The sequence below is a fragment of the Bauldia sp. genome (assembly GCF_965232525.1).
Lineage (GTDB): Bacteria > Pseudomonadota > Alphaproteobacteria > Rhizobiales > Kaistiaceae > Bauldia.
On the sequence record NZ_OZ246980.1, the window covers coordinates 3362653 to 3375304 of the forward strand.

Here is a 12652-nt window from a genome sequence, read left to right on the forward strand (position 1 = left end):
GTTGTGGTTATTCGCGAAACGCGCGCTCTGCTATGAAAGCGTGCGTAAGCCCTTGCGCCATCGACAATGCTGTTATTTCAAGGGCTTGAGAGGCGACGGCGGTGTCAGACATGACGAATCACAGTTAAGGTGTTCAGGCTGGTGCCGTGAATATCCATTCAAACGACCAATAGGAGGTCGCAGGTGACGAACAACGAACCTTCATCAACCAACAACACCGGTGGTGGTGGCGGCGGCGGCAGCCGCGCCATTCTTTACATCATCATCGCGGTCATCATCCTTGCGGTCATCTATTTCTTCGTGACCAGCCGCGAGGAAGAGCAGGCGGCCCCGGCGGACACCACAACCGAGGAACCCGCCGAGCCCGCAGCAGAGACACCGGCAGAACCAGCGGCCGAAGAGCCGGCCGAACCTGCAGCCGAAACTCCCGCAGAACCTGCCGCTGAGGAACCCGCAGAGCCTGCTACGGAAGAGCCCGCCGAGCCCGCAGCTGAAACGCCGGCAGAAGAGCCCGCCGAAGAGCCGGCCGAACCGGCCGCCGAGACGCCAGCAGAGCCCGCGGCAGAGGAACCGGCCGAACCCGCGGCCGAGGAGCCCGCGGCCGACGACGCGGACGATGGAGCAACGGACGAGCCAGCCTCATCGCAGTAACCAAATGGCGTCGGCGCATGATCGCGCCGGCGCCAACGCTTTCGAGGCCGGCGTCGCAAGACGTCGGCTTCTCTATTTCACCAAGATCGCAATATCGTCGGCCGCACCGACAGCATCGATCCGCTCGTCGCCTTGCGCTTAGCGAGAGCGATTCGCCGCAAATTGCTCCAGCCAATCGACCGCGTAAGCGACGATCCCCGCGGCATCCACGAGGACACTGTCGGCGCGGCCGACTTGACCTCGCTTTCCTCGTCCAGATTCCAAGTAGCCGTTGACGATATCGGCAAAGAAATCGGCGTTAAGACCATCGATAACTGGATCACCGGTATCGAACTCCTCGATCAGCACCCACCGCTTCTGCCCGTCTTGAAGCAATGGTGCTTCGTATCGTTGGACTCGCTTCCCGGGGATGTCGGCCAGGTGCTCTGCGTGATGGAGTAGGGTCATCGTATCGAGCGGCGCCCCGAGCATCAGGACTTTGCCATCTGCCGCGACCAGGCGACCGAATGGCGAATCTTCGCCATAGCCGTACTGCATCGGATGATTCTCGGTGAACGCCTGCGCACGTGCGCCCACGGCGATCATGCTCGCTCCGGGATTGCCGCTGCGCAGCGCCCCAGGTGTCGCTCGCAGGAACTCGGGAAACACGCCGTGATCGCGCGAGGCATGGGCGCTTGCCGGGTCGAAAGCAGGTATCTCTTCGCGCCACGCCTCCTGTACCCGACCGCCCTCATCGAGAAGATGGTCGTAGACGACGTTCCAGTCGGCATAGGCGAGGATGGTTCCGTCCGAACCGACAACGTCGCGCAGCGCGCCGATCACGGTATCAGGGCCCGCCAGCATGGGACCGACCTTGCTGATCGCCGCATGGACCATCACGGCGTCGCCACGCCGCAGTCCAAGCGCCTCCAGGTCGCGCTGGAGGTTCGCCCTTGTCACATATGGATTCTGTCCCACTTCTCGCCTTTGCGGTTCTTGTCCCAACCGACACGGGGATACATCCTTCGACGGCGATCTTATGCCATCCACCGACCGGGCACCTATGCCATCACAAGCTGACCATCGCATCGCACTTTTCTGGTTTCGCCGCGATCTGCGCCTTTCCGACAATCCCGGACTGACAGAGGCGGTGAAGTCAGGGCAGCGGCTGATCCTGCTCTACATCCTCGAAGACGCCGGTGATCACGGCCGACCGCTGGGCGGGGCCTCTCACTGGTGGCTGCACGGATCGCTTAAGCGGCTCTCATCGGACTTGGCTGAGCTTGGCCAAACTCTAGTGTTGCGAAACGGCAGCACCAGCGACATCGTCCCCGATCTCGTTCGACGGCATGGCGTATCGGACATCTTCTGGAGTCGTCGTTACGGGTGGCCCGCGGAGCAAGACGACGCGCTTGCCGCTCGGCTTGTCGCGGATGGTCGAACCGTCAGGACATTCGCCGCCAATCTCCTGTTCGAACCCGAGGCGATTCCGGGAAAGAACGGCGACGGCTTTAAGGTGTTCTCCGCGTTCTGGCGAGCGGCGCAAGCGCTGGAACGGCCGCGGAGCGCGTTACCACGACTGAAACACCTGCCACCACCGGTCGACCTGGTGGACAGTGACACGCTCGACGACTGGCAACTTCGCCCGACCAAACCGGACTGGTCAGGAGGATTGCGGGGCACCTGGGAGCCAGGCGAGGCCGGTGCGGCGGTGCGCCTGCAAACCTTCGTATCGGGTGCGCTCGATCGATACGCGAAACAGCGAGATTTCCCGAGCGATCCGGCAACATCGATGCTCTCACCGCATCTCGCCTTCGGCGAGGTCAGCCCATTTCAGATCTGGGAGGCGCTTGGCGACAGTTCTTCCGGCGTCTCCAAATATCGCTCGGAGCTTGGCTGGCGTGAATTCGCCTATCACACGCTTGCGCGCTTTCCCGATCTCGAAGAAGACAACCTGCGTTCGGAGTTTGACGTCTTCCCCTGGCATGCTGCCGACCCGACTCTCCTTCACGCTTGGCAGCACGGCCAGACCGGATACCCGATCGTCGATGCAGGGATGCGGCAGCTTTGGCAGACCGGCTGGATGCACAACCGTGTCCGTATGGTGGTCGCCTCGTTCCTGACCAAGCACCTGCTGATGGACTGGCGCGTCGGGGAGACATGGTTCTGGGACACGTTGGTCGACGCCGATCCCGCCAACAACCCGTTCGGCTGGCAGTGGGTTTCCGGGTCCGGTTTCGACGCGCAGCCCTATTTCCGCATCTTCAACCCAGTCCTCCAGGGCGAGAAGTTCGATCCGAACGGCGACTACGTCAGGCACTTCGTGCCAGAACTTGCTGACCTCCCGGCGCGATTTGTCCACAGGCCATGGGAGATGTCGCCCCTCGAAGCGCGTGCTGCCGGAATGGTGCTCGGAAAAGCCTACCCCCAACCGATTATCGACCACTCCGCGGCACGCCAACGCGCCCTCGACGCGTATAGCGAGATGAAACGGTGACGGCGTGGACATGCAACCCGTTTGCTGTATCGGTGAATTGCAAAGACAAACTTTCTAGGCTGCGGGTCATGGCGGTCGACGGCATACTTGAAGCCCCCCAAGGCAGCCGGTAGCCTCCGCCAAATTCTTGGCGGTGGCACCAGATCGACCGCACGACGAGCAGGATATCATGGACCTCAAGAACACGGTCGTTGACGCCATCGGCAACACGCCGCTCATCCGCCTTGGCCGTGCCTCGGAGGAAACCGGCTGTGAGATCTACGGCAAGGCCGAGTTCATGAACCCGGGGCAGTCGGTGAAGGATCGAGCGGCCCGCCACATGATCCTTGGCGCGGAGGAACGCGGCGACCTCAAGCCCGGCGGCCTGATCGTCGAGGGCACTGCCGGCAACACGGGAATCGGACTGGCACTGGTCGGTCGTGCGCGTGGCTATCGCCTCGTCATCGTGATCCCCGAGACTCAGAGCCAGGAGAAGAAAGATACGCTGCGCATGTCCGGGGCGACGCTGATCGAGGTCCCGGCCAAGCCGTTTCGCGATCCGAACAACTATCAGAAGGTAGCCCGACGCTTGGCGGATTCGCTCCGCGAAAGCGAGCCAAACGGTGTGTTGTTCGCCGATCAATGGAACAACCTCGACAACCGCCGCGCCCATTTCGAGACGACTGGCCCCGAGATCTGGGAGGCCACAGACGGCAAAATCGATGCGTTCATCTGCGCGGTCGGGACCGGTGGTACACTCGCCGGTGTCTCGACCTATCTTCGCGAACGGAAGCCCTCGGTGACGATCGGTTGCGCCGATCCGGAAGGGGCGGCCATGTACAGCCTGTTTGCGACCGGCGAAGCCAAAGCCAGCCCTGGCAACTCGATCACCGAAGGAATCGGCCTCGGCCGCTCTACGCCGATCGTTGGCGATATCAAGGTCGACTACCCGTATGTCGTTCCCGACAGCGAAGCGATCCCGCTGGTCTTCGATCTCATCCAGGAGGAAGGTTTGGTCCTCGGAGGGTCGTCCGGCATCAACGTTGCCGGAGCAATCCGGCTCGCCAGGGAGCTCGGCCCGGGGCACACTATTGTCACGATCCTCTGTGACCTCGGCACCCGCTACCAGTCGAAGCTGTTCAATGCGGATTTCCTGCGGAGCAAGGACCTTCCAGTACCGTCATGGCTCGAATCGCCGCCGAGTTTCGATATTCCGTTCGAGGCCGCATAGCAATCGACGACGAGCGCCCCATCTAAATTCAAGCACCGGCCGACCGCAGCGTGCGGGCGGGCGACAAGCCAGTCAGACATCCATTTCCAAATCTGGGGACCAAACAACAATGACCGCGAACGCCAAGAGCATGGAGAACCTTCAGACCGCGCTGTCGATGGAGCTCAGCGCGGTTCATCAGTACCTCCTGCACGCCCATATCCTGGAAGACTGGGGGCTCGATGCTCTGGCGGCGAAGATGCGCGAGGAGATGCAGGAAGAACTGGGTCACGCCAGCGTCTTCATGGATCGGATTCTGTTTCTGGGAGGCGACCCGAAAGTGGAACCAGCAAAAGCCGCTAGCCGATCGACATCCCTCAAGGCCATGTTTGAAGCCGACCTCGAAGACGAGCGGAGTGCCGTTCTGTTCTACAGCGATGCCGCGGCCGAGGCGCTGACCGAAAACGATGTCGGATCGCGCGCCCTCTTCGAGCGCATCGCCATCGACGAGGAAGGTCATATGGACTGGCTACAGACCCAGCTTGATCTGATCGAACGGATCGGCGAGCCGGCCTACGTCGCACGGCACATGTCGGTAACGGCCGAAGGACCCTAGCGATACAGGAGGCCGAGACTCTCCGGGCCGCCCTCTCGTTTCGCGGCCGGTCAGTTGTCCCGCTGGTACCGCTCGCAGCTGGCGATCTGATCGAACTCGGTCGAGCGGAGGTAGCAGAAGCTGATCGCGTCAGCGCCCTCGATCGTTCCCATTGCGATACCGCCTGGTTCCGACCAAAGGAACCTTCCAGGATCGGTGATGATACCGACAATCCATTTGGGGCCACCGCCCTCAAACGTATACTGCCCGGCGAAGCGCCGATCCTCCTGCTCGGTGATTTCGAAAGATGCGGTGTAGCTACCAAACTCGGGCTTGGGAGCTGGCTGTCCCTGATCGACTGACACGGCTTCGACCGTGCCCTTCCAGGAACCGCGCAGGTCGGGATAGCTGTCGTCCGAGAGGGCCGGGCGTGAGACCAGCACCGCTGCAAGGCCCAGCAAGCAAATCCTTACCGTCATGATACTCTCCCTTCGCTACGAGCACCCGGTGCGATGGCGCTCGTGACATGATGCCGCCGCCGCTACCCAACGCCGGCTGGCACGGTGTAAGCTGAACCCTATCCCAGGTAGGTAACGACATGGCAACCGAGCTGCTTTTCCGAGACGACCCCTACTTGCCCGAAACGACCGCAACTGTGATTGCGGTCAACGATCGGCGTGGCATCATCCTCGACCGTTCGGTGTTTTTCGCCACAGGCGGCGGCCAACCGGGCGACTCCGGTGCCCTGCGACGGGAGAGCGATGCATCGATCCCGATCGCCACGACCGTTTATGGCGAAGACAAGAGCGACGTCGTCCACGTGCCGACCGAGGAGGCAGCGCTGCCGGAAGCGGGCGAGGCAGTCACCGCCGCGATCGACTGGGAACGACGGCATCGCCACATGCGGGTTCACACCGCCCTCCATCTCCTGTCAGTCGTCCTCCCCTACCCGGTCACCGGCGGACAGATCGGCGCCGACGAAGGTCGGCTCGACTTTGACGTCGATGGCGACATGCCATCGAAGGAGGAGATGGCGGAGCGGCTCAACGACCTCGTGGCGGCCGACCATGCTGTCACCGAAACCTGGATCAGCGACGAGGAACTCGCCGCTAGTCCCGACCTGATCAAGACGATGAAGGTGAAACCGCCGATGGGAAGCGGCCAAGTCCGTCTCATCGGGATCGGCGATATCGACTTGCAACCTTGTGGCGGGACCCATGTCCGCTCCACTGCCGAAATCGGGCCACTGGCGATCGGCAAGGTCCAAAGCAAAGGCCGGCAAAACCGTCGCGTCCGCATCCGCCTGGCAGACGCGCCATGAGCACTGAAGCCACCTCCCCATTCGTGTCGACCGCGTGGCTGGCGGAGCACCTCGGCGATCCCAATGTCGCTATCGTCGATGGCTCATGGCATCTGCCTGCCGCTAATCGAGACCCTCGGGCGGAGTACGAAGCCGGGCACATCCCTGGTGCCGTGTTCTTCGATATCGACGCCGTTGCCGATCTCGACAATGCACTGCCGCATATGCTGCCGCGACCGTCTGTGTTTGCCGAAGCGGTCGGGCTGCTCGGCATCGATGAGCAGCAGACCATTGTCGTGTGCGACGCCGCCGGTCTGTTCTCCGCTCCACGGGTGCGATGGACCTTTAGGATCATGGGCGCGCCTGATGTCCGCATTCTCGATGGTGGGTTGCCGGCTTGGAAAGCTGAAGGACGTCCCATCGAGACTGGTGTGGCAACCCCATCGCCACGGACTTTTCGCGCCGCTTTCGACGCGGGCCCTGTCCGCGATATCGACGCGGTCCGCGCGGCGAGCACGGACAGAGCGACACAGATCATCGATGCACGATCACCGGAACGCTTTGCCGGCGCCTCGCCGGAACCCCGCCCGGGCGTAGAGCCCGGCCACATTCCCGGAAGCCTGAATCTGCCGGCCTCCTCGCTCATCTCCGACGGGCGGCTGAAGGGTCCCGAAGAACTGGCGGCGGCATTTGCTGCAACCGGGATCGATCCAGACCGGCCAATCATCACCAGTTGCGGGTCAGGGATAACGGCGGCGATCGTTTCGCTCGCCCTTGAGACTACGGGCGTCGAAGGCGTCGGTCTCTATGACGGCTCCTGGGCCAATTGGGGCAGCCGGCCGGACACGCCCAAGGAGACGGGGCCGTAGCCGGACCGCGCGCACGACTGAACCGTCACGGTTGACAGTGCGTCTTCGTCGGGAGCGACCGGCTCCGACGCGGCGCCCGTCAGCGACTCTGTTCTGGCAGGGGCCAATCCGACGAACTGACAACTTCACCGTCGACAATCACGCCCGTGACGGCCCCGGAGTCGACAAGCTCGTCAATCGTCGGATACCACATGGATTCGTGCGGGACCAACAGCCCCCGCTCAACAAAGTCCTCGTCAAAACCGGCCTCTGTCAGAATGGACGCGAAATCGGAGTCAACCCACTCCAACTCTTGCTTGCTGAGCCCAGGAAAATCAGCTGCGTGAAATCCGAGTCGTCCGTTTTGGTCGATAAACCGTTCCTCGCTGGCGGCGAAAGCGATCACACAAGCTGAAAGACACTCGCCTCCGACGTGGGTCACCAGCCCATGTTCGCGAACCAGATCGAACACGGCCTCAGCTTCTCCTATGCGACCGCCTTCACTGTTGAGACTGATGAAGAAAGCGTCCGGAGCGGATGAGAGAACCTCTTGGAGTTCCTTGGCAAGCCCGTACTTGAACCCGCCCGTAACCAAAATCCCTTTACCATCGTCGGCGATCGACACTTGGTAGTCGGATATCTCCGGGTCGTTAAGGAACGCCATCTGGTAGGTTTCATCGAGAGCCGGAACGGTGCCGCCAAGGTCGCCGAGTAGGCGGATGAGCCCCAAGACAATCAAGACCTGTGCCGTACGCGCCCAGAAGCGACTTCGGCCAAGTTTTCGGCGTTCTTCGGCGTGGCGCGACGCAGAACGCCAGATGCCGACCATCTGCCAGAGGGTGAAGGCGCCAATTAGCCCGACCGTTGCATACAAGCTGATAAAGATCGCCACCGGATCGTAGCCTTCCGGGAGCAGCGACTCGATCCATCGCAGAAGGACCGCGACAAACAGCCCACCAAGAAAGCCGAACACCCAATAGCTGACGCCGAGCGATAGCTCGCCGCGCCAGAACGCGGCGAAGACGTTTTTCGCCGGCTTTCGACTTGGGTGACTGAACGGTCTCTCGACCTGTTGATCGGTTCCACTGTCAGACGGCGCCGACCACCCGTCGGGGCCACGACCAGGCAACTCCGACCGATCATCGCTCATAAGTCGTTTTTCCGTCGAAATGGGCTGAAGCGGTGACTCAACTCAAACACAAAGCCGTGAGGAACCGCAACCTGAGCCGCTTGGCCTTACCCCTGTGCGTCGACATCGGAAGGAACGGGCAAATCAGCGTCAGCGCCAAGCGTCCATCCAATCGACTGTGCAAATGGCGTCCAGTATCCAACCGATACTCCGGCGGCCCGAAGCGCCTCGCTGGTCCACTGATTGCAGGTGCGGATCGGCGAGTATCGACCATGCGCCTCGTAGAACGCGTCGCCATAACCATAGGTCTCGTCGGACAGGATTGCAGCCCGGCCGTTGACGTCGAGCGCCAGGCTGTGGAGCACGTGTTGCTCCAGCGCGCGCAGACCCCCGTCGGTGACCCATACCGTAGCCCGCCGTGTCGGTGGAATTTGAGCCGAATCCCAGACCGGGCTGACGTGGACAACCGTCTGATCGAAGAACATGGCTTCAGCGATAACACCGGGCGTGATGTCGGCCATTGTCGGCACGTTCGTATAGAAGCTCTCAGACCCCCAACCGAATGCGACGTAACCGTCGCTGGTGAGCGCCGCGAGTTGGATCGGGTCCAGCACGTCTCGCCAGTCAACACTCAGTCCTTCGACGGGGAGGACGATGTCGGTGTGGATCTCGCTCCAGACGATCGTAACCGGATGCTCCCCGGCGGCAGCGACCGCTCCTGTCGCCGGCCGCCACAGCGCGCCGACCACGGCCGCGGCAAGATACAGAGTCCCGAGCAGCAGAAGCGTAGCCGCACCAGTGGCCGCGATGCGAAACACGCGCCGGATCATCGACATTTTTTGAGGCTCGCGGCAGCCTAAAGAATCTGACTGAGGAACAGTTTGGTCCGATCGTGGACCGGATTGTTGAAGAAGGTCTCCGGATCGGCTTGCTCGATGATCTGACCAGCGTCCATGAAGATCACCCGGTCGGCCACTTGCCTGGCGAAGCCCATCTCATGACTCACCACCAGCATGGTCATGCCCTCATTGGCGAGATCGACCATCACCTCGAGCACTTCCTTGATCATCTCAGGATCGAGCGCCGAGGTGGGTTCGTCAAACAACATAATCCGCGGGTTCATGCAGAGTGCCCGCGCGATGGCGACCCGCTGCTGCTGACCGCCTGATAGTTGGCCGGGATACTTGTCCGCCTGTTCGGGAATGCGCACCCGCTCAAGATAGCGCATGGCCACCTCCTCGGCCTCGCGCTTCGGCATGCGCCGCACCCAGATCAGGGCCAGCGTACAGTTCTCCATGATGGTGAGGTGCGGGAAGAGATTGAAGTGCTGGAACACCATACCAACCTCGCGGCGAACCTCATCGATTCGCTTGAGATCGTTGGTCAGCTCGATCCCGTCGACGATGATCTTGCCCTGCTGGTGCTCTTCCAGACGATTGATACAGCGGATCATGGTTGATTTGCCGGATCCGGACGGGCCGCAGATCACGATCCGTTCGCCGCGCATGACGCGGAGGTTGATGTTCCGCAGGACGTGGAAATCGCCGTACCATTTGTGCATGCCGATGATATCGATGGCGATGTCCTCGGCCTTGGCCGATTCGACCGTCGCGTTCGCTTGGGATGTGGCGGGGTCCGACATAGCGATCTCAATTACTCTCGGTCATCGTCGATAGCCGGTGTCGAGCCGGCGTTCCATGTAAAGCGAATAGCGGGACATGCCAAAACAAAAGGCCCAGAAGACGAACCCGGCGAACACGTAACCGGTCGGAACGATAGGCGGCGACGCCCAGTTCGCGTCGGAGAAGTTCGCTCGCACGATCCCGAGCAGGTCGAAAATGCCGATGATCAACACCAGGCTCGTGTCCTTGAACAGGCTGATGAAGCTGTTGACGATTCCGGGAATGACGATCTTGAGAGCCTGCGGCAGGATGATCAGCCGCATCGACTTCCAGTAGTTGAGGCCGAGCGCCTGCGCCGCCTCATACTGCCCCTTCGGGATCGCTTGCAGACCACCACGGACGACCTCTGCCATGTAAGCCGAAGTGAAGAGCGCCACCCCGATCAGCGCCCGCAGGAGCTTGTCGAAGTTCACGCCGGGCGGCAGGAAGAGCGGCAGCATCACGCTCGCCATGAACAGCACCGTGATCAGCGGAACGCCCCGAACGAATTCGATGAAGGCTATCGAGACGAAGCGAATGACCGGCAGCCGAGATCGCCGCCCTAGCGCCAGCGCGATGCCGAGCGGCAAAGAAGCCCCCATGCCGGTCAGGGCAATCACGAGGGTCACCAGCAAACCGCCCCAGAGTTCGGTTTCCACGTACACCAAACCAAAGTCGATGCTGAGAAATCCGATGACGATGCAGGCGACTGCGACGGCGAACCACGCACCGACCAAGGCGCGTGCGCCAGGTCGCCCGCGACTGCCATGAATAGCCAGCAAACCCAGCACGAAACCAGCGATACCGCAGAGCCAGATGACGATGGTCGAGAATGAGATCGTCGCTTGTCCAACCGCGGCGACCGGACCGTCGACGAAGAACGAGACGATCAGAATCCCGAGTGCGGCACCGATGACGATCGGTGCGACGCGACCGGCAAGGAGCGGCGAGCTGTTTCGGGCCGCAAACGATGCGATGGCGGCCGTGGCAAAGAACCCGAGGAGCACGATATTCGGGATCGTCCACGCGGAAACGTCGAAGTTGCCTCCGGTGAGGAGAAACAGAGCGGCTATAGGGAAGATGCCGAACAGTAGGATCGCGCTGGCGCTCTTGTAAGGAATCCGTGGGACCGCCAGCCAGACAATGCCGATGGTGAGGATGATACCCGCGATGTCCGCCCGCCAGCGCTCGTCGATCGGATATCGGCCGTACATGAACTGACCGAATTTGGCATTGACGAATGCCCAGCATGCGCCGGTCCCGGGCGCAATGCAGGCTTCGCGACTGTCGCCAGTCCACACAGCACTGAAGATGGCCCAGTCCAGCAACGGTGGGATCGCCCAAAGCAGGAAGAGGATGCCAATGATGGTCATCACCGTGTTGGTGATCGACGAGAAGAAACCCTCTCGCAGCCAAGCGATCACGCCAACGTGCCGCCGCGGCGCCGGCAGGACCGGCTCCTCTTCGCCACGGACATACGCGAGTTCAGCCGCAAGCCCGGGCTCAACGGCGGCCTCAAGAACCGCTCCCCGCCTCGGGTTGGATGGATGATCGTTCGCCATCCGTTATCGCTCCACAAGCGCGACGCGCGCGTTGAACCAGTTCATGAACAGCGCCGTCAGCAGACTGAGTGTCAGATAGACCAGCATCGTGATCAGGATGGTTTCGACCGACTGGCCTGTTTGGCTAAGGACGGTCCCGGAAAACACGGACACCAGGTCGGGATAGCCGATAGCGACGGCCAGCGACGAGTTCTTGGTGAGGTTCAGGTACTGGTTGGTGAGCGGCGGAATGATTACCCGCATCGCCTGGGGAATGATGATTAGCCGAAGCGTGGGGCCGGGGCGAAAGCCCAACGCGTAAGCCGCCTCGGTTTGCCCGTGGGAGACAGCCAGGATTCCCGCCCGCACGATTTCGGCGATGAACGTCCCTGTGTAGAGGCTGAGGCCAAGCAGCAGCGCGACAAATTCCGGCTGGATGTTGAGGCCGCCCACGAAGTTGAAACCCTGCAGTTCGGGATAACTGATCGTCGCCGGCCGGCCGGTGACGAGAAATACCAGAATCGGCAACAAAATCACCAGCGCCACGCCAGTTAGGAAGGCGGGAAACGGTTGGCCCGTCGCCTCTTGCCGCCGCCTGGCCCATCGCGCAATCGCCCAGGCGCCTAGGAGTGCCACAAGGACAGCGATCGCCGTAGCGTAGGCACCGGGCTCAAACGCTGGCCAGGGAAGAATGAGGCCACGATTGCTGATGTTGGCGCCGAGCGGTAGGTCAACCGCTTGCCGCGGCCCCGGCAAGACCGTGAGAACCGCGCCATACCAAAAGAACAGCTGCAAGAGCAGCGGTGCGTTGCGCAGCGTCTCGATGTAGACGGCGGCGATGCCGGAGATCAGCTTATTCGGTGACAGCCTCGCAATACCAGCGACAAATCCGATGATAGACGCCAACACGATCCCGATCGCTGCAACCAGGATCGTGTTGAGAAGGCCGACAACAAACGACCAAGCATATGAACTCTCGGGCGTGTACTCGACCAGCGTTTGGGAGATGGCGAAACCGGCCCGCTCCCAAAGGAAATTGAAGCCCGAGGCAATTCGAAGTCGTTGAAGGTTCTCGCGCGTGTTATCGATGATCCACCAGAAGAAGGCGACCAACGATACGGCGACAACAATTTGGGAGACGATGCCCCGAACCTTGGGGTCATAGAGCAAGGACGCACGCGGCGGACCGGTGCGCCCTTCAGGAACCATATCACCGACGGCCATTCGGCCTCGCTGTCCTGGAACCTAGCCGAAGCCGGGCG

The 12652-nt window shown here is 61.7% G+C and carries 13 protein-coding genes; 6 read left to right on the plus strand and 7 right to left on the minus strand.

The genetic code is table 11. The features are described 5' to 3' along the window. Positions 1-183 precede the first annotated feature (183 nt). Positions 184-651 (plus strand): hypothetical protein, encoded by a 468-nt coding sequence (locus ACO076_RS15885; RefSeq protein ID WP_421723808.1) that lies wholly within the window; start codon positions 184-186, stop codon positions 649-651. 138 nt (positions 652-789) lie between these two features. Here ACO076_RS15885 and aac(3) read toward each other — a convergent pair whose 3' ends face one another. Continuing rightward, on the minus strand, positions 790-1608 hold the full coding sequence (aac(3), locus tag ACO076_RS15890) for an aminoglycoside 3-N-acetyltransferase (RefSeq protein ID WP_421723809.1): 819 nt from the start codon (positions 1606-1608) through the stop codon (positions 790-792). Between the two features lie 85 nt (positions 1609-1693). Here aac(3) and ACO076_RS15895 point away from each other — a divergent pair, with 85 nt between their 5' ends. The 3 genes from ACO076_RS15895 (at position 1694) to ACO076_RS15905 (ending at position 4932) form a co-directional block, all read left to right on the plus strand. Next, positions 1694-3127, plus strand: a complete 1434-nt coding sequence (locus tag ACO076_RS15895) for a cryptochrome/photolyase family protein (RefSeq protein WP_421723810.1) — start codon at positions 1694-1696, stop codon at positions 3125-3127. 169 nt (positions 3128-3296) lie between these two features. Beyond that, on the plus strand, positions 3297-4337 hold the full coding sequence (locus tag ACO076_RS15900) for a cysteine synthase A (protein ID WP_421723811.1): 1041 nt from the start codon (positions 3297-3299) through the stop codon (positions 4335-4337). Between the two features lie 109 nt (positions 4338-4446). After that, entirely contained in the window at positions 4447-4932 is a 486-nt protein-coding gene (locus tag ACO076_RS15905; protein WP_421723812.1) for a bacterioferritin, read from the plus strand. Between the two features lie 50 nt (positions 4933-4982). Here ACO076_RS15905 and ACO076_RS15910 read toward each other — a convergent pair whose 3' ends face one another. Beyond that, positions 4983-5390, minus strand: coding sequence for a hypothetical protein (locus ACO076_RS15910; protein WP_421723813.1), 408 nt, complete (start codon positions 5388-5390; stop codon positions 4983-4985). 119 nt (positions 5391-5509) lie between these two features. Between ACO076_RS15910 and ACO076_RS15915 the strand changes: the two genes are divergently transcribed. Together ACO076_RS15915 and sseA are read left to right on the plus strand one after the other, a co-directional pair. Further along, the gene (locus tag ACO076_RS15915; protein ID WP_421723814.1) at positions 5510-6232 is read left to right on the plus strand and encodes an alanyl-tRNA editing protein; all 723 of its coding nucleotides are present in this window, start codon (positions 5510-5512) and stop codon (positions 6230-6232) included. After that, entirely contained in the window at positions 6229-7080 is an 852-nt protein-coding gene (sseA, locus tag ACO076_RS15920; protein WP_421723815.1) for a 3-mercaptopyruvate sulfurtransferase, read from the plus strand. Before ACO076_RS15915 ends, sseA begins: the two co-directional genes overlap by 4 nt. Positions 7081-7159: 79 nt before the next feature. On the opposite strand, the gene ACO076_RS15925 is transcribed toward sseA, so the two are convergent. The 5 genes from ACO076_RS15925 to ACO076_RS15945 form a co-directional block, all read right to left on the minus strand. Continuing rightward, on the minus strand, positions 7160-8209 hold the full coding sequence (locus ACO076_RS15925; RefSeq protein WP_421723816.1) for a hypothetical protein: 1050 nt from the start codon (positions 8207-8209) through the stop codon (positions 7160-7162). 86 nt (positions 8210-8295) lie between these two features. Next, on the minus strand, positions 8296-9024 hold the full coding sequence (locus tag ACO076_RS15930) for a TIGR02117 family protein (RefSeq protein WP_421723817.1): 729 nt from the start codon (positions 9022-9024) through the stop codon (positions 8296-8298). 20 nt (positions 9025-9044) lie between these two features. Then, the gene (locus ACO076_RS15935; RefSeq protein ID WP_421723818.1) at positions 9045-9830 is read right to left on the minus strand and encodes an amino acid ABC transporter ATP-binding protein; all 786 of its coding nucleotides are present in this window, start codon (positions 9828-9830) and stop codon (positions 9045-9047) included. A 21-nt stretch (positions 9831-9851) separates the two neighbouring features. Next, on the minus strand, positions 9852-11411 hold the full coding sequence (locus ACO076_RS15940; protein WP_421723819.1) for an amino acid ABC transporter permease: 1560 nt from the start codon (positions 11409-11411) through the stop codon (positions 9852-9854). 3 nt (positions 11412-11414) lie between these two features. Continuing rightward, positions 11415-12614: an amino acid ABC transporter permease gene (locus tag ACO076_RS15945; protein WP_421723820.1), complete on the minus strand. Its 1200-nt coding sequence runs from the start codon at positions 12612-12614 to the stop codon at positions 11415-11417. Between the last annotated feature and the right edge of the window lie 38 nt (positions 12615-12652).